Here is a 17,699-nt window from a genome sequence, read left to right on the forward strand (position 1 = left end):
TATGACCATTCAAAAGTTTATATTTTCTATTCATCCTTTCATATCAAGAACTTTCACAATTAACTAGTAAATTCGGCATCTATTTAAAATTTATGATTTTTCTCCGTCAAGTTTTTGAGAGTTTGGTGTTTGCTTATCAAGCATTGCGCTCTAATATATTGCGAACGACCTTATCGCTACTTGGCGTGAGCGTCGGGATATTTGCTATCGTGGCTGTTTTTACCGCAGTAGATTCCTTGAAAGGTAAAATTCGTACGGAGATTGATTCATTTGCTGGTTCAGGTGTGATGTATGTGGGTAAATGGCCTTGGGTTATGTCAAGTAGTTATCCTTGGTGGAAATATTTGAATCGGCCAGAAATGAAATATGCTGAGTATAAATATTTAAAAGAAAATTTAAAAATGGCTCAGACTGTTGCCATTATGGATGGTGGACGTACGGCTTCAATTACACGTGGAAGCAATAGTATTGATGCGAATATGACTGGTGCGAGTTATGAGTATAATCAAATTACAAGTACTCCGATTTCCGATGGGCGTTATTTCCTTCCAATCGAATCCGATAATGGTATTTATGTATGTATTATTGGCGCGAAAGTCGCCGAAGCCTTAGTTGATGGGAAGTCGGCCGTAGGCGAAATCATCAAAATTAATGGCATTAAATTTTCTGTAATAGGTGTTATTGAGAAAAAGGGAAATGATATGTTGAGTTTTGGAGGAACACCTGACGAAAAAGTTATTATCCCATATACGACCTATTCGGCCATTTTTCAAAAGGATAAACCAGCTCCAGATATTGCTATTAAGGCTTTTGACTCAGATATAGGCCAAGTGGAATTGGAAGGGGAGGTTACGGGCATGATGCGCAGTTTGCGTTCGATTAAACCAAAGCAGGAAGATAGTTTTACGGTTAATCGTCTGGATGGCTTGAACCAGTTTTTTGACGGAATTTTTACGGCCTTGAATATTGCTGGCGCATTAATTGCTGGATTTTCACTGTTAGTTGGTGGTTTTGGAATTGCCAATATCATGTTTGTTTCGGTCAAGGAGCGAACCAATATCATTGGAATTCAAAAGTCTTTAGGAGCAAAAAATTATTTTATTCTGTTCCAGTTTCTATTTGAGGCGGTCTTTTTGAGTTTAATTGGTGGGATTGTTGGCATCACACTCGTCGTAGGGATTACCTACATACCGCAAGATGCACTACCATTAACACTGACCGCAAATAATATATTTAGTGGTTTATTAATTTCGAGTTTTATTGGGATTTTATCTGGAATTATTCCTGCCTGGGTAGCGGCTAAGATGGATCCAGTTATTGCCATCCGCTCTAAATAAAAAAAAAGGCCATCTGTCGGTTGACAAATGGCCCTTTTACACTTTTGAATGCTAGATTAGATAGACAAAGTCGCTAATACTGAATTCATATTACGAACTGCTTCAGCTGATTTATTGAAAGCAGCTTTTTCTTCTTCTGTTAATTTATAATCGACAATTTTCTCCCAACCGTTTTTGCCAAGTACGACTGGTACACCTAGGCAAATGTCTGATTGGCCATATTCGCCTTCCAGTGATACGCAACACGCCATGATTTTTTTCTCATCACGAACAATCGCCTCAACTAAAGCAGCACCAGCTGCACCAGGAGCATACCATGCTGAAGTACCTAATAATCCGGTTAATGTTGCTCCGCCTACCATCGTGTCAGCCGCTACTTTGTCTAAAGTCTCTGCATCTAAAAATTGGCTTACTGGAACGCCATTATAGGTTGCCAAACGCTTTAATGGAATCATGGTTGTATCTCCATGGCCACCGATTACCGTTCCGTGGATATCGTTGATGGAAACGTCCATCGCTTTTGCTAAATAGCATTTGAAACGAGCTGAGTCTAAGGTTCCACCCATACCGATGATGCGGTGTTTGTCTAAGCCAGTTATCGATTTTGTCAAATAAGTCATTGTATCCATCGGGTTAGAAATGATTACAATGATTGGTTTTTTAGAGAATTTTAAAATGTTTTCAACAACACTTTTTACAATTCCTGCATTTACGCCGATTAGCTCTTCGCGTGTCATACCTGGTTTCCGTGGCAAACCGGATGTGATTACAACAACATCTGAATTGGCTGTTTTTGAATAATCATTAGTTGAACCAACTAATTTAGTGTCAAAACCAAATAAGGATGCAGTTTGAAACATATCAAGCGTTTTGCCTTCCGCAATACCTTCTTTGATATCTAATAATACTAATTCATCTGCTAATTCTTTTCTAGCGATGTTGTCAGCGCAAGTTGCACCTACGGCACCAGCTCCTACTACGGTAATTTTCATTGTGTTTATATTTTAGGAAAGATTGATTCAAAAACACCGCAAAAATAAGACATAATCGTCAAATGTAGTATCTATTTTAAAAATGAATTGAATTAAGGATAAGTCTGCTTCATTTTAAGGTTGATTTTAGTATATTTAAAAATTAATTTTATAAAATGTCTAAACAATCCAATTTTATTGACCGCATCGTTTCATCTTCTTTTTTTGAAAAAGCGTTAGAGAAAGCTGAATCTGCCATGGCACAAGATAAATTAAGTATGTTGCGCATTGTTCAGCAATCCTTAAAAAAAGTCAGTGAATTAGCCGCCCAAAGTAATTTGACTGTGGTCAGATTGTTAAATCATTACGTTTTGTTGTTCAGTGAAATGATTAAAGCGTATGTGCAAGGACGATACAAGAAATTGCCAGCTATTACGTTAGTAAAAATTGTAGCAGTTTTGTTTTACTTTGTTTCTCCGTTTGATTTTATCCCGGATGTACTTCCTTTTATAGGATTTACAGATGATTTAGCCCTTGTATTATGGGTAGGTAAGTCAATCAAAAAGGAGCTAGATGAATTTGAAAAACATGTGAATGTTTGAGCCTTATTAAAGGATTTTTAACGACTATTGAATATATTTACAAAATTAAAAAATTGACACAATGAACATCTCAAGTATATTACTATTTTTAAATGGATTAGGTGGTGGTGAATTATTACTTATCGGCTTAGCCATTCTTTTGTTTTTTGGAGGTAAAAAATTACCTGAATTGATGCGTGGACTTGGAAAAGGTATCCGCGAATTCCAAGATGCCAAAAATGAAGTAAAAGATCAAATCAATAAAGAACTAGACGAAACGAAGAAGTAATCTTTCGATTTTAGTTTTAAAATGCATAGTTGGTGTTTACGCCAACTATGCTTTTGTGTTTTAATGAATCCCCTTTTTAATGAATCAATTGCCCCTCCCATATTCGGAAATTCGTAGGCAGTTAAATGCAGGTGAGCAAACGTGCGTTGGCTTAATTCAAAATCATTTAGCCCAAATAGATGCGCATAATAATAAGCTGAATGCATTTTTAGCTGTTTACCGAGATGAGGCATTAGCGCGCGCCGAGGTAATTGATCAAAAAATAGCCGCGGGACAAGCCGGCTCATTAGCAGGTTTAGTTGTGGGTATTAAAGATTTACTTTGCTACGAATCGCACGGGTCCCAAGCAGGAAGTCAAATATTAAATGGGTTTGAATCTACTTTTTCTGCTACCGCAGTTCAGCGTTTATTGGATGCGGATGCGATTATCATAGGCCGACAAAACTGCGATGAGTTTGGGATGGGATCTACGAATGAAAATTCGTCTTTTGGTCCCGTTTTAAATTTTGCGAATACGGCTCATGTGGCAGGTGGAAGCTCAGGCGGTTCAGCCGTAGCCGTTCAAGCCGGCATGTGTCAGGTCTCACTTGGGACAGATACGGGTGGCTCAATCCGCATGCCAGCTGCTTTTTGTGGAGTTTTGGGGTTGAAGCCAACTTATGGTCGTGTGTCACGCTGGGGTTTAATCGCTTATGCATCATCGTTTGATTCCATTGGACCTATGGCACATCATTTAGAAGATTTGTCCTTGGTTTTAGCGTGCATTGAGGGAGAAGACGGCTATGATAGTACGTTGACCGAGGTGCCAAATATGGCATATCAGCCGAAAAAGCGTATTGCCTATATTAAAGAAATCATAGAACACCCAAGTTTACAAAGTGAAATACGAGATGCCTTTTTTACGCAAGTGGAAGCTATCGAATCAACTGGTGTTGAGGTAGTTTGCGTTGATTTTGCGTATTTAGACCAAATGCTCCCCACCTATTATGTTTTAACTACAGCTGAGGCGAGCTCTAATTTAGCGCGATTCGATGGCGTTAAATTTGGTCATCGGACTGAAAATGCGCGCGATCTGATGGAATTGTACAAAAAGACAAGGGAAGAGGCTTTCGGTGAAGAAGTTAAACGTAGGATCATGTTGGGCACTTTTGTGTTAAGTGCTGATTATTATGATGCTTATTATACGAAAGCACAGCAGGTTCGGAGGCTAATTCAAGAGCGTACTTTGGCTATTTTGGCTGATGTAGATTATATTATTTCGCCTACCACTTCTTCTACGGCTTACCGTTTGGGAGAAAAAACGGTAGACCCATTGCAAATGTATTTAGGTGATTTATTTACTGTTCAGGCCAATGTGACGGGATTGCCTGCCTTATCTATTCCGATGGGCGTGGATTCAAATCAATTGCCGATGGGTTTCCAAGTCATGGGAAGGTCATTTGATGAAGCGGGATTATTGAACTTTGCGAAAATGATTCAAGCATCATGAAACAACTTGGTTTAGTCGTTCTATTTTGTCTTTTTGCTTTGCGTATTTCTGCGCAAATAACAGCCTCTACGCCATATCCGCAGGAAGTAAATGTGGGTAAATCTTATTTTCCAAACGATGAATTGAATTTTGCTGATTCGTTAGCGAATGTAGAACAGGGATTGCCTACGGCATTAATGATTGATCCGCTATTAGTGCAAAAGCGTTTAGCTTCGTTGCAACAACGAATCCCACTTAATTATAATCTTCAAACGCATCAATTTGTTGAATATTTTGCCTTTAAAAAAGCGGAGTTTACGAAACGGATGTTGGAGAAACGCGATACGTATTTTCCGATTTACGAAAAATACCTAAAGCAGTATAATCTTCCTGACGAGTTAAAATATCTATCATTAATTGAATCAGGTTTAGAACCGAAAGCACTTTCCAATAAAGGAGCCGCGGGTTTGTGGCAATTTATGCCCTATACGGCACGTGGTGATTTTGGTATGCGCGTTGACTCGTTTGTAGATGAGCGCTTTGATGTTGAGAAAGCGACAGAGGCTGCGTGTAAATATTTAAGCCAATTACACCGGATTTTTGGAGACTGGCACATGGCATTAGCGGCTTATAACACGGGTCCTGGCAATGTAAAACGTGCGATTCGAAAATGTGGGAAAAGTGATTTTTGGGGAATTTATAACTGTTTACCCAAACAAACACGTGCCTATGTTCCGCAATTTATTGCCATGACCTACATGATGAATTACAATTGGGATCATGCAATTCAGGCTGAAAAATATCATCAAGTTATTCCTTCGGATACGATTCATGTGAAGGGATATTTAAATTTGGCTTTACTAAATCGGTTAGCATCGATCTCTAATGATACATTTCGCGTATTAAATCCACATGTTTTAGCTGCGATTTTACCAGCGGATGTGCGAAAAATTATCATTCGAATTCCTAAAGATAAAGTTGCCTATTTTCAGGCCAACCGCCTTGCTATCTTAGATTCGGCAGGATATGTCAGTCGTTCAGATAGTTTGGCTTTTCAATTTGTGGACCGATTAGTTAAGAAAACTATCACTGTAAAGCGCGGTCAAAGCATATATGACATTGCGCGGATTGTAGGGGTTTCAGTATTTGAATTAAAGCGCGTAAATCACTTGCGCTCCAATCGGTTAAAGAAAGGAAAGCGTATTGCGTATTATACGCGTATTCGTGAAAAAGTAAATTTGGCATCATCTAGTTTTGATATACCTGCTGACTCTATTCCAGTAGTTACTCGTAAACCTGCGACTAAAAAGTATATTAAATACTACAAAGTAAGGTCTGGAGATACCTTGTCTGATATTGCCGAACGGCATAACGGATTGACCGTTGAGAAATTAAAAAAATTAAATCATTTGCGTTCAAAGGCTATTTTACGCCCGGGAATGCGCTTACGAATTTCCTAATATGATCGCTTATTTAAAAGGTAAACTGGCGCACAAAGACCGGACGCATGTCATCATCGATGTGCAAGGTGTGGGTTATGAGGTTAAGATCTCGCTTCAAACATATGACGCTTTAGCTGATGGCAGTGAGCTTTGTCATTTATTTACGCATTTACAAATTAAGGAAGACTCTCATACCTTGGTTGGCTTTCATTCCATGGATGAAAAATATCTTTTTTTAGATCTAATTAGTGTTTCTGGTATTGGTTTGAGTACTGCCTTGGTAATGCTTTCTTCCTTTTCGTCCGGAGAAATCCGGTCTGCAATTATGAATGAGAATCTCGGTCTGATTCAGTCAATAAAAGGAATTGGCTCGAAAACTGCCCAGCGCGTTATTCTGGAATTAAAAGATAAGTGTAAGAAAGATATCTTGTTTGTGGATGCAGGTGCAGGTGCTGCTTCGCATGACAAGAGTTTTGGCGTAAAACATGAAGCTTTAGCTGCTTTAGTGACGTTAGGTCTTCCTAGAATTGCCGCTGAAAAAAGTTTGGATCAGTTATTAAAAGCAAATCCAGATGCTTCGATTGAGCAATTAATTAAGCTTGCATTACGTTAATCGTTTTTAATTAGATTCGTGCAAATTAGTCATAGACAACATTGGATTTCAAAAGCGCAGCAGTTCTTGTTGGTGATGAGTCTTTGTTTTTCCACTAATCTAGTAGCCCAAGAATTAGCGATTGATTCGAGTAAAATTTTAGAAAAAAGTGGCAGAAAGCCACGTTATATTCTCAAAAAGACCCCTTTATCAAGCTACAGTACATCAACGAGTCGTTCTCCATTTTCGATCTATTCCGTGAAAGGAGCGAGGACTTTGACTGAAATTGCCAACGGCCAAATTATTCAAAAAGATCAGGTCGGAAATCTAACCGTTAATCCAACGCGTACTTTTTCATTGGAGAATTATTATCAGCGACAAAATACCCAAGTAAATCGAAGTTTTTGGACCGATTATGCGAAAGGCATTGATGGGAATAATTCCATCCAAAGCCGCGGACTTTTTCCCAAAATTGAATTACCACCTTCGATTGATCGAATTTTTGGAGGATCTGAAATTTACTTTAAACCGAACGGGAGTTTATTGTTGGACATTGGGTATATGGGCCAGTTTGTTGATAATCCCTCGATTCCTGTACAATTGCGCTATGTGGGCAATTTGTTTTTCAACGAACAAGCACAAATAAATTTTCAGGGTAAAATTGGGGATAAGTTGAATTTGAATACAAACTTTGATACGAAGGCCAGTTTCAATTTTCAGAATCAATTGAAATTGAATTGGAAGACGCAAGAAGAAGATATTTTACAAAATATAGAGGCAGGAAATACGTCTTGGACGCTTAATTCACAGTTAATTCCGGGGGTTCAGAATTTATTTGGCTTAAAGACATTGATGCGTTTTGGGAATTTGGATGTGACGGTTGTTGCCGCGCAGCAGCGTTCCAAGCAGGATTGCATTACTCTAAAAGGAGGTACGCAAGGACGCTCCTTTGAAATTAGGGCTGATCAATATGATGAAAATAGGCATTTCTTTTTATCAACCTATTTTCGAAATAATTACGAACGTGCATTGCGAAATATGCCTGTGATAGTGAGCGGTATAACGGTTACACGTGTTGAGGTCTATGTTACAAACCGTACTCAGAGTACAGAAACTTTACGAAATTTAGTTGCTTTGAGCGATTTGGCAGAACCTAAGCCCTATAATCCGCGCGTTCAAGTCAATGCTGGATCTACGTATGTAGATAATAATGCAAATACGTTATTCCAAAAATTGACTAATGACGCGCAAATTCGTCGGTCTGATCAAGCTTCTTTTGAGTTAGAATCTAGTTACGGTTTTACCCGCGGAACAGACTTTGACATGTTAAAAGGTGCCAAAAGACTAAATGAGCGTGAGTTTAAATTCAACTCGCAGTTGGGTTACATCTCATTAGTAGCTCCTTTACGAAACGATGAGGTACTTGCGGTCGCGTATGAATATACGTTGAATGGCCGCCGGTATAAGGTAGGAGAGCTAACTGAAGATTATCAGATTCGTCAGGACAATGAGGTTTTAGTTTTAAAAATGTTAAAATCATCTACTGTGCGGAACCATTTGGAACATCCAATGTGGGATTTGATGATGAAGAATATTTACACCTTGAATACAAGTGCGCTATCCAAACAAAATTTTCAGTTGCGCATTGTGTATAAAGATGATGCAACCGGCATTGATAATTCCAATATTATTGAAGGAAATGCCCCAATCAAGGATACGCCTTATGTGAATTTATTAGGCTTAGATAAATTGAACTATGCGGGTGATCCCCAGCCAGACGGTAATTTTGATTATGTGGAAGATATAACCATTGACTCAAAAAATGGTCGGATTATTTTCCCTGTTTTGGAGCCATTTGGTTCAAGTTTGGCTGAAAAATTAAAGTCGGATCCGAGTCTGCTTGACAAATACATCTTTACTGAATTATACAAAAAGACGCTTACCGATGCACAGCAGTTGGCAACAAAAAACAAATTTTTCTTAAAAGGGTCATTTCAAGCTGGTGCTGGAGGTGATATTAATTTGCCTTTTGGTGTGGAACCTAAATCGGTGACCGTTTCTGCAGGGGGCCAACTCCTTAGTCCGGGATCTGATTTTATTGTGGAAGGGCAATCGGGAAAAGTTAAAATTATCAATGAAGGGGTATTTAATTCGGGCCGCGAATTGAAGATTTGTTATGAGAAACCGGATTTATTTACGAATCAAGTGCGTTCATTACTGGGTACACGACTCGATTATAATTTAGGACAGGATATACATTTGGGTGCAACTGTCCAGCGAATGAGTGAAACGCCACCTGCCTTTTTGCGTCGTGTAGCCATAGGGAATGAGCCGGTAAATAATACGTTGTTAGGTTTTGATGTATCACTTTTGAAGAAATCAAATGGTTTAACGCGAATGCTAGATGCGCTTCCATTCATTTCGACCAAGGAAACTTCAGTCATTGATTTTCAGGGAGAAGCGGCAAAATTACTTCCTAACGTAAATGATCGCGTACAGGGAAATGCCTTTATTGACGATTTTGAGTCTGCTCGGGTGGTTTATTCGATGAGTAGCCAGCCTACCATGTGGAAACCTGGATCTGTGCCAGTAGATTTTTCAGCAGGAACGAATCCGCGTGAACTAGCTTCTAATTTTAAGCGAGCAAAGATTTCAGCATATACAGTAGATGCCAGTTTGTATGGTCAGGGAGGCTTTGCATTAGATGTTCCTGGACTCGATGCGGCGGAGATTAATGCGTATGCCTATGAGCGGGTAGTTACGCCAAAAGGTTTATTTCCCAACAAAGATTTTGCTAATAATATTACGAATTTGCCCATTGGCGTGTTGGATGTGGCCTATTTCCCAGCAGAGCGTGGTATCTATAATTTTAATCCAAATTTGTCGGCCGACGGGCTACTCATAAATCCAAAAACGAATTTTGGGGCAATAACACGTGCCATTTTAGCGGATACTGATTTCGATAATGCGAATGTGGAGCAGATTGAATTTTGGCTAATGAATCCATTTGTTGATGGTGAAACAGGAAAGATTCGCGATGGAATTTTCAATAAAAATAATACCAAGGGAGGTAAATTAATGTTCCATTTAGGGGATGTATCAGAGGATTTTGTGCCTGATGGATATTCAAATTTTGAGAATGGAATTCCAGCGGGGGAGAAGATTATCGATGCGGTTCGAGGTAATGTGGAGAAGACAAATTACGGTATTGCACCCAAGCGCCAGTTTGTCATTAATGCATTTGATAATCAGGGTGGCCGTGCGCAGCAAGATATTGGTTTAGACGGTTTGCCAAACGTGACCACCGAGGCGGGTAACCTATCCGAAACGACTTACTTTAGCAATTATTTAAATCAGACGCGGACGAAAGTTACCAACAGCGCAGCACTGGCGGCTATTCAAAAAGACCCTGCGGGAGATGATTTTGTCCATTATTTGAGCGACTCATATCAAACTACGCCAAGTATTATTCAGCGGTATAAGCAGTATATGGGTTTAGAGAATAATTCACCTAATACGGATAATCCAACAAACGCGATTATTACGGAAGCGAATAGCATGATGCCTGATCGGGAGGATTTGAATAATGATAATACAATTAATGAAGTTGAATCATATTTTGAATATGAGGTTGATTTGAAAAAAGGCATGCAAGTTGGCCAAAACTTCATTGTCGATAAAATCACAGAGGGTGGTGTCGATTGGTATTTGTTCCGAATTCCGATCAAAGACAAGAGTAAGTATAAAGCTGTCAATGGCATTACGGGTTTTAAATCGATTCGATTTTTCCGGATGATGTTGAAGGAGTTTGAAGAGCCTGTCGTACTTCGTTTTGCTCAATTACAGTTGTCGGGCTATTCATATCGTAAGTTTATTGGCCAATTAGACCAAAGAAATGGACAGGATATTCCGGAAACACCGGGCACTGAATTACGTGTGACAAGTGTAAATATTGAAGAAAATGGTCCCGCTTCTAAGGGTGTGAATACGATTCCGTATGTCGTTCCTCCAGGATTTGTCCGTGATCAGGATGTGACTACCATCAATAATGCCCGGTTGAATGAGCAGTCGATGAGTTTATGTGTCGATAATCTTCGTCCGGGTGATGCACGCGGTGTATTTAAAAACACAATGTTCGACTTTATTAACTATAAGCGTTTGCGCATGTTTGTTTCGATGCAAAGTCAAGATGCGAATGTGGGTAATGTGGCTGCCTTTATGCGCATAGGAACGGACTTGACTGACAATTACTATGAGGTTGAAAATGCGAATTTGATTCAGACACAAAAGGGGCAGAGTTTGGACTTAGAGATTTGGCCTATGGAGAATGAGTTTGATGTTGATTTTGATTTATTGAAGCAAGTAAAAATTGAGCGTGACCGACAAGGGAAATCGTTGGATAAGCGATTTAGCCTGATTATGACAAGCTCGACGGGTAAGAAATATAAGATTACAGTGATGGGTCGGCCTGATCAGAGTGCCAGCATGACCCTGATGATTGGGGTGCGGAATCCGGGTGAAAATACACAGAATAAATCATTCTGTGTTTGGGTGAATGAGTTGCGGGCATCAGGTTTTGATCAAACTTCAGGCTCGGCGGCATTGGGAAAAATGGCGGTTAAATTGGCCGATTTAGGTCAATTGACATTTAATGGGGCATTTAAAAACTATGGTTTCGGCGGTGTTCAGTCCAAAATATCGGAACGTTCGCGTGATAACATGATGGAATATGGGATTACAGCTAATTTAAATTTGGAGAAATTTTTGCCTGCTAAATGGGGTTTCCGTATTCCGTTCTTTATTACCTATGATAATCGGGCCATCTCCCCCCAATTTGATCCACTAGATCCGGACATATTCTTGTCGGATAAACCTTTGGGGGATGATTACCGGCGTTTGGTGGAAGATCGTTCTACCCGACAAGGTTTCAATTTCACCAACGTACGTAAGGTTCGGTCTACGTTGGCGAAGCATGCCTATTTATGGGATTTCTCAAATTTCTCCTTCTCGTATGCGCAAGTTGAAATGGTACGATCAAGTGTGTTGATTGATACCTATCGACAGCTTAGTCAGCGGGGAAGTGTCCAATATACGTATGCTGCCAATTCAATTTTCTGGGAGCCATTCGGAAAAACGAATTGGAATTCGCAATGGGTGAGTTTGTTAAAAGATTTTAATATTAATTTAATTCCATCCTCAATTGCTGTACGGGCGGAAATGGACAGATCATTTGTCAAGACCCAATTGCGTAATTCAGATTTCTCTACGCTGGGTGTGACTCCTTTATTTGAAAAATACTGGTTTTTCAACCGACAGTACGCGGTCAATTGGAATTTGACGAAGAGTATGGTGCTGAATTATAACACGCGGGTTAATGCGATTATTGATGAACCCCTTGGTGATATCATTGTGCCGGGTTACGATGATTATGTAATTACAAATATCAAGGCCTTGGGTCGGGCAAAGGAGTTTGACCAACAAGCAGGAATGATTTGGCGCTTGCCATTGCAGAAGTTGCCTTTAACTGACTGGATGAATGCGGATTATACGCATCGCGTGGGGTATAATTACTATGCAAATTCATTGAATATTAGTGATGACGATGGAATAGCTTTTGGTGATATTATTAAAAATACGCGTGAGCGAGGTATTTCGGGTAAGGTAGATTTTGTTTCGTTATATAACCGCATTCGAGCGTTGCGCTGGGCAAATACACCTTCGACTGACAGCAAGAATGTGGCGCGTAACCCAGGTGATGAGGATAATATTTACATCGCCCCTAAAAATGCTTTACGTTCTGTGACGCGTTTATTACTGACTTTACGCGGTATTCAAGTGAATTATTCGATTAATGAATCAACGACCCTGCCGGGATTCTTGTTGCCTCCCGGGAAATTTGGAATGAATGGAAATTTTGGAGCACCTGGTTTTGATTTTATTAGTGGTGGCCAAAGCGATGCCATTCGTTTTAAAGCAGCTGAAAATGGCTGGCTTTCTAAAAGTACGTATCAAAATATACCTTTTACCCAGTTACGTAACCAGCGGTTTACATATACGACGCAGCTAGAGCCCAACAAAGATTTCCGTGTGACGTTAGATGGAAATTATACCAAAGGCGATAATTACCAGGAATTTTATAGACCAGCAGTTTTGGGCGGACCATTCAGGAGTGAGAGTCCATTGCGATCAGGGAATTATTCGATGTCCTTTCTTTCATTTGTTACTGCTTTTAAAAACGCGGAAAGTGTTTTTGAATCGTTTCGGACGAACCGACAAGTCATCTTGGATCGGTTAAATCGTGCGAATTTTGGAGAGGGAGGGGCCTATAATAAAAATTCCCAAGATGTATTGATTCCTGCTTTTTTTGCGGCTTATTCTGGCGTTCCTGCGGACAAGGTCAAATTCTCACCTTTCTATAATTTGCCATTGCCTAACTGGAAAGTGGATTATAATGGCTTGAATTTATTACCATGGATCACGAAGAAATTCAGTTCATTTACCATTACACACATGTATTCAAGCACGTATAGTGTGGGTAATTTTGTGTCTTCATTGGAATATGGTCAATTTGAGAATGACTTCCGGAATTTGACATTGAATAGTTTATTGTATCCATTATCATCTCGATTTGATCCGGTAACTAATAATTTAATTCCAGTTTATGTGATGAGTACGATTTCATTTACGGAACGTTTCTCACCATTAATCGGCGTAAATGCGATTACGAAAAGTCGGGTTACCCTACGTTTGGAATATAATCAAGACCGGAATGTGGGATTGAATTTAGCCAACTCGCAAGTTGCTGAATTGTCCAATAAAGATTTGACCTTTTCGATCGGGTTCACGCGAGCCAATATGTTAATTCCTTTTAAAATTAATGGTCGGTCCGTTCGTTTACCAAACGATTTGCGATTCAATATGAATTTAACCATTCGTGATACGCGAACCTTACAACGAAAATTAGATGCGGAGACGATTGTGACGCAAGGATTTATCAATTTCCAATTCCGTCCTCAATTAAGTTATGCGGTTAGTGATAAATTATCGGTTACAGCATATTTTGACCGCATGATGAATAACCCATTAGTTTCCAATGCTTTTTTCCGATCAACAGCCGCAGGTGGTTTCCAAATCCGATATAGTTTAAGTGAATAATTAGAAAAAACTATTGCATTCACGCGTGATTTTCGTGACCTTTGCAAGCAAAAATACAGTACATATGAATTTTCCAGCAGAACTAAAGTATACGCAAGAGCACGAGTGGATTAGATTAGAAGGTGATATTGCGATTGTGGGTATTACCGATTTCGCTCAAGGTGAATTAGGTGATATCGTTTTTATCGAAGTAGAATCAGTAAGTAAATCGGTCGCTAAAGATGCCGTTTTCGGTTCAGTAGAAGCGGTGAAAACAGTTTCTGATTTATTCTCACCTGTCGCTGGTGAAGTGGTTGAGTTTAACACCGAATTAAACAATAGCCCAGAATTAGTAAATTCTGATCCCTACGGTGCTGGTTGGATTATTAAATTAAAGCCAAGTGATTTAGGCGACTTAGATTCCTTAATGGACGTAGCAACCTATCAAGCATTTGTAGCTCATTGATATTTTAAACCCTGATTTTCAGGGTTTTTTTTTAGTTTAGAAACGACATGCGGATATTAATTAAGCAAGTTACCATTCAAGATAGTCGCTCCGAATTTTTCGGTAAGCGCATGGACCTATTGGCTGAAAATGGGCAGTGGATTGAGATTTCTACCTCGATTCAAGCTTCGGCGGATGTTGTGATTGAGGAAAAGAATGCCTCATGGTCGCCTTCCGTAGTTGATTTGCGCGTTCACCATACCTTACCGGGTGGTGAGTTTCGGGAGGATTGGTCCACATTGCAAGCGGCAGCTTTGCAGGGTGGTGTTTTGGATATGGTTTTATTGCCAACGGGTGAGCCGGTGGCGCAAACGGCTGAATCGATTCAGTTTATTAGGCAAAAGGGTTTCCATGCCATGGCTCCGCTTACCGTGGATAATAAAGGCGAAAATTTTGCGGAGTTATTTGATCTACATCAATCAGGAGCATCGTGGTTTGGCCACGGGGCTGGTTCGTTGCAGCATGTGGATTTAATGGCTAAGTGTCTGCAGTACTTGCAAACCTTGCCGGTAACGGTGGTTTCTCGTCCAGATACCGTTTCTCTATCAATGTATGGTCAAATTCATGAAGGACTTCAGTCAACACTTCAAGGTTTAAAAGGAATCCCTGTTTTAGCGGAAACACTAAGCATCAAACGTGATTTGGATTTACTGAGATATGTGCGCACCCATGACTTTGGTGGGGCCTCTAGCTCGTTTAAATTACATTTCTCTTGCTTATCATCGGCTGAATCTGTTGAATTAATTCGAGAAGCGAAAGCAGAAGGTTTACCAGTGACTTCGGATGTTGCGGTGCACCAACTGGTTTTTACGGAAGCTGCGGTTGCTGATTTTGATACTAATAAAAAAGTTTTCCCTCCCTTCAGAACGGAGGCAGATTTGGAAGGTTTGTGGAATGGAATTAAAACGGGCGTGATTGATGCCGTTGTTTCTGATCATCATCCGATTGAGTTTGAATCAAAAGCGGTGGAATTTGATCATGCATCATTTGGTACGATTGGCCTTGAAACGCTATTTGTCGCTTTTGCGCAAGCTGCGATGGATCGTAAGATTAAACATGCACTCGATTTTATAAGTCTGAAACCTGCTCAATTACTTGGAATTCAGATACCTGAACTCAAAGTAGGTGCGACTTGTCAAGGTCTGGTCTTTACTGAAGAATCTCAAGAACCATATGCAGAGTCGATGATCAAGAGTAAATCCAAGAATAGCTGTTTTCTAGGACATACCTTCGCACATCAAATACATTGTGTCATTCAAGGTGACTCGTTGACCAAAAACTAAGATGAAAGATTTTGTTTCTCAATTGCCTCGCTTGGTTCTAGTTGCCATAGTTACTCTATTTTCATTAATCGCCTATTGTTATATTGTACATGAAAATGGCATTATCCCGTTAGGCGGAAAGAAGGCACCTAATTATGTGTTCATTTTATGCGGACAGGTGATATTAGCGAAATTGTTTGTGGGTAAAAACCGCGGTAGTTCCGTTCACTTTTTGAAGTTGTTTGGTTTTCAATATATATATGTAGTATTTACGGCCGCCTTATCAGCTTCACTTTTGTATTTCTTTTATCAAAGTCCAACTGGTATTTTATGGTTACAGGAATATGTTGGTGGTAGTTTACACGAGTTGGTTCAGTATCAGAAGGCAATCATCCAACAGGAAGGAGCGGCCTATTACACGCAATTGCAAGAAGGTATTCGCGGAATTGATGCGTATAGTATTGCCAAAGATGATTTTAGCCAAAAGTTGGCCTTAGCTTTTTTACCTAATCTATTAATTTCATTATACTTTAAACAATAAATACCATGGATACTCAAAGATCGTCAACAAGTATAATCTTGTTAAAATGGGGCGCTATAGGCGGATTATTGAGCTTTATTTTTACACTTATAACTAAATATAGTGGGTTGGAGGATGACTTTTCGGAAACCTTAGGTTGGGTTACCACAATTGTCACGCTTGTCATTAATGTAACAATTTTAGTTTTGGCTTTGCGGGAGGTGCGTGCTGAAAATGATGGGTTTATGAGTTATGGGCAAGGTTTAGGTGCATCTGCTTTATTGGGGGCTATCTGGGGGCTAATTGCAGGGGCATTTAATTACATCTATTTACAATTTATTGATAATGGGGTAGTTCAAAAGCAACTTGATTTAGCGCGGGAGCGATTGGAAGAACAAGGCTTAACGAATAGTCAGATTGAGGATGCAGAGAAAATCACGAAGATGATGATGGGGCCTGGGGTTCAATTTGTGATTATTGTATTCGTAACTATTTTGTTTATGTTTATTTTAGGTTTGATTGTTTCAGGTGTATTGAAGCGCGAAAAATCTGTTTTCGACGAATAGGTATGTGGGTTATTATTCAAAAAGAATTTAAGGCATTTTTTAGTTCGTTCATTGGCTTAGGCGTCATGGTGGCTTTTTATGTGCTATTGAGTCTGTATGTTTGGTATCTGACTGGAAATATTTTGGAGTTTGGTTTTGCTGAATTAACCGTATTTTTTGATTTAAATCCCTGGTTCTTTTTATTTTTTATTCCAGCTCTTGCTATGCGTTCTTTTGCGGAGGAATTTGAGTTAAAAACATTTGATTTATTGCGCAGCTTGCCTATTTCGATGGAATCGATAACCTTGGGTAAATTGCTAGGTTTGTTTATGGTTGTGATGGTTGTTTTATTGCCTACTGGAGTATTTGTTTATTCGATAGGCCAACTCGGCAATCCGATAGGAAATTACGATGCTTCTTTAGTTGCAGGTGGGTATATCAGTATTCTTTTACTTTGTTTTTCATTTATATCGCTTAGCTGTTTAGCGTCTGCTTTAGTTGAAAAACAAGCACTCGCATTTGTGCTAGGTGTACTTTTCAATTTTGTTTGTTGGCAAGTTCCTCAAGAACTCCCTTCCCTCGAATCTATTTCCCTTTTTGAACACTACCAAGTAATAAGTAAAGGAGTACTAGAATTAGGTAGTATAAGCTTTTTTGTTGGTTTTAACCTAGTTGTTTTTGCGCTGATTCAGTTGCGCTTGAAGTTGAAATTTCGTTAATTTTTAAAATCAACGATGGCTATCTGGTGATCACATAGCCCAATTTCTAAGGCTTCATTCGAAGCTATGAATATCATTTTAGATCTATTTTCGGAGAGTTTGGCGATAAACCATTTTTTGGCTTGTTCGTCTAAATTGGAGGTTGGTTCATCTAGGCAAAGAATTGGTCGGGGAGAAAGGAGTGCACAGGCCAATTTAATTTTTTGCCGCATGCCTGATGAATAATTTTTGATCAATTTTCCCTTTCCTGGGCTTAATTCCATGTATTTTTCGAAGCTGAGTAGGTCTAGTTCGGCAGGTATGAATCCGAGATTTTGAAGAAAAACGATTAATT

General features: G+C 39.4%; 14 protein-coding genes. 12 read left to right on the top strand and 2 right to left on the bottom strand.

Going from position 1 to position 17,699, the window contains the following annotated elements:
• Positions 1-92: 92 nt before the first annotated feature.
• Positions 93-1,337: an ABC transporter permease gene (locus AC1W6K_RS03675; protein ID WP_481946478.1), complete on the top strand. Its 1,245-nt coding sequence runs from the start codon at positions 93-95 to the stop codon at positions 1,335-1,337.
• Positions 1,338-1,393: 56 nt separating this feature from the next.
• On the opposite strand, the gene mdh is transcribed toward AC1W6K_RS03675, so the two are convergent.
• Positions 1,394-2,329, bottom strand: a complete 936-nt coding sequence (mdh, locus tag AC1W6K_RS03680; RefSeq protein WP_481946479.1) for a malate dehydrogenase — start codon at positions 2,327-2,329, stop codon at positions 1,394-1,396.
• A gap of 155 nt (positions 2,330-2,484) precedes the next feature.
• On the opposite strand from mdh, the gene AC1W6K_RS03685 reads away from it, so the two are divergent.
• From AC1W6K_RS03685 to AC1W6K_RS03735, 11 genes are all read left to right on the top strand, one after another.
• Positions 2,485-2,910 carry a YkvA family protein gene (locus AC1W6K_RS03685; protein WP_481946480.1) on the top strand — a complete coding sequence of 142 codons (426 nt, stop codon included), beginning with the start codon at positions 2,485-2,487 and terminating at the stop codon, positions 2,908-2,910.
• A 61-nt stretch (positions 2,911-2,971) separates the two neighbouring features.
• On the top strand, positions 2,972-3,178 hold the full coding sequence (locus AC1W6K_RS03690) for a Sec-independent protein translocase subunit TatA/TatB (protein ID WP_315575355.1): 207 nt from the start codon (positions 2,972-2,974) through the stop codon (positions 3,176-3,178).
• 79 nt (positions 3,179-3,257) lie between these two features.
• Positions 3,258-4,667 carry an Asp-tRNA(Asn)/Glu-tRNA(Gln) amidotransferase subunit GatA gene (gatA, locus tag AC1W6K_RS03695; RefSeq protein ID WP_481946481.1) on the top strand — a complete coding sequence of 470 codons (1,410 nt, stop codon included), beginning with the start codon at positions 3,258-3,260 and terminating at the stop codon, positions 4,665-4,667.
• Positions 4,664-6,106, top strand: coding sequence for a lytic transglycosylase domain-containing protein (locus AC1W6K_RS03700; RefSeq protein WP_481946482.1), 1,443 nt, complete (start codon positions 4,664-4,666; stop codon positions 6,104-6,106). The genes gatA and AC1W6K_RS03700 overlap by 4 nt, the downstream gene beginning before the upstream one ends.
• A 1-nt stretch (position 6,107) precedes the next feature.
• Entirely contained in the window at positions 6,108-6,701 is a 594-nt protein-coding gene (gene ruvA / locus AC1W6K_RS03705) for a Holliday junction branch migration protein RuvA (RefSeq protein ID WP_481946483.1), read from the top strand.
• An 18-nt stretch (positions 6,702-6,719) separates the two neighbouring features.
• A complete protein-coding gene (gene sov, locus AC1W6K_RS03710) occupies positions 6,720-13,835 on the top strand; it encodes a T9SS outer membrane translocon Sov/SprA (RefSeq protein ID WP_481946484.1) in 7,116 nt (2,371 codons plus the stop codon).
• A 64-nt stretch (positions 13,836-13,899) separates the two neighbouring features.
• Positions 13,900-14,280: a glycine cleavage system protein GcvH gene (gene gcvH / locus AC1W6K_RS03715; RefSeq protein ID WP_481719573.1), complete on the top strand. Its 381-nt coding sequence runs from the start codon at positions 13,900-13,902 to the stop codon at positions 14,278-14,280.
• A gap of 47 nt (positions 14,281-14,327) precedes the next feature.
• On the top strand, positions 14,328-15,602 hold the full coding sequence (locus AC1W6K_RS03720) for a dihydroorotase (RefSeq protein ID WP_481946485.1): 1,275 nt from the start codon (positions 14,328-14,330) through the stop codon (positions 15,600-15,602).
• Position 15,603: 1 nt separating this feature from the next.
• Positions 15,604-16,122: a hypothetical protein gene (locus AC1W6K_RS03725; protein WP_481946486.1), complete on the top strand. Its 519-nt coding sequence runs from the start codon at positions 15,604-15,606 to the stop codon at positions 16,120-16,122.
• A 5-nt stretch (positions 16,123-16,127) separates the two neighbouring features.
• Entirely contained in the window at positions 16,128-16,667 is a 540-nt protein-coding gene (locus AC1W6K_RS03730; protein ID WP_481719570.1) for a DUF4199 domain-containing protein, read from the top strand.
• Positions 16,668-16,669: 2 nt separating this feature from the next.
• Positions 16,670-17,365, top strand: coding sequence for an ABC transporter permease (locus AC1W6K_RS03735; RefSeq protein WP_481946487.1), 696 nt, complete (start codon positions 16,670-16,672; stop codon positions 17,363-17,365).
• On the opposite strand, the gene AC1W6K_RS03740 is transcribed toward AC1W6K_RS03735, so the two are convergent.
• Positions 17,362-17,699: ABC transporter ATP-binding protein (locus AC1W6K_RS03740; RefSeq protein ID WP_481946488.1), on the bottom strand; the 338-nt coding region annotated here is incomplete at its 5' end. The two genes, AC1W6K_RS03735 and AC1W6K_RS03740, sit on opposite strands and share 4 nt — an antisense overlap.

It is taken from the genome of Aquirufa sp., from assembly GCF_964796385.1.

What these genes read in the sequence shown, in the direction of transcription:
- ruvA (WP_481946483.1), top strand. Translation starts at nt 6,108, where the DNA reads ATGATCGCTTATTTAAAAGGTAAACTGGCGCACAAAGACCGGACGCAT.
- AC1W6K_RS03685 (WP_481946480.1), top strand. Translation starts at nt 2,485, where the DNA reads ATGTCTAAACAATCCAATTTTATTGACCGCATCGTTTCATCTTCTTTT.
- AC1W6K_RS03675 (WP_481946478.1), top strand. Translation starts at nt 93, where the DNA reads ATGATTTTTCTCCGTCAAGTTTTTGAGAGTTTGGTGTTTGCTTATCAA.
- gatA (WP_481946481.1), top strand. Translation starts at nt 3,258, where the DNA reads ATGAATCAATTGCCCCTCCCATATTCGGAAATTCGTAGGCAGTTAAAT.
- AC1W6K_RS03725 (WP_481946486.1), top strand. Translation starts at nt 15,604, where the DNA reads ATGAAAGATTTTGTTTCTCAATTGCCTCGCTTGGTTCTAGTTGCCATA.
- AC1W6K_RS03690 (WP_315575355.1), top strand. Translation starts at nt 2,972, where the DNA reads ATGAACATCTCAAGTATATTACTATTTTTAAATGGATTAGGTGGTGGT.
- AC1W6K_RS03735 (WP_481946487.1), top strand. Translation starts at nt 16,670, where the DNA reads ATGTGGGTTATTATTCAAAAAGAATTTAAGGCATTTTTTAGTTCGTTC.
- AC1W6K_RS03730 (WP_481719570.1), top strand. Translation starts at nt 16,128, where the DNA reads ATGGATACTCAAAGATCGTCAACAAGTATAATCTTGTTAAAATGGGGC.
- AC1W6K_RS03700 (WP_481946482.1), top strand. Translation starts at nt 4,664, where the DNA reads ATGAAACAACTTGGTTTAGTCGTTCTATTTTGTCTTTTTGCTTTGCGT.
- AC1W6K_RS03720 (WP_481946485.1), top strand. Translation starts at nt 14,328, where the DNA reads ATGCGGATATTAATTAAGCAAGTTACCATTCAAGATAGTCGCTCCGAA.
- gcvH (WP_481719573.1), top strand. Translation starts at nt 13,900, where the DNA reads ATGAATTTTCCAGCAGAACTAAAGTATACGCAAGAGCACGAGTGGATT.
- mdh (WP_481946479.1), bottom strand. Translation starts at nt 2,329, where the DNA reads ATGAAAATTACCGTAGTAGGAGCTGGTGCCGTAGGTGCAACTTGCGCT.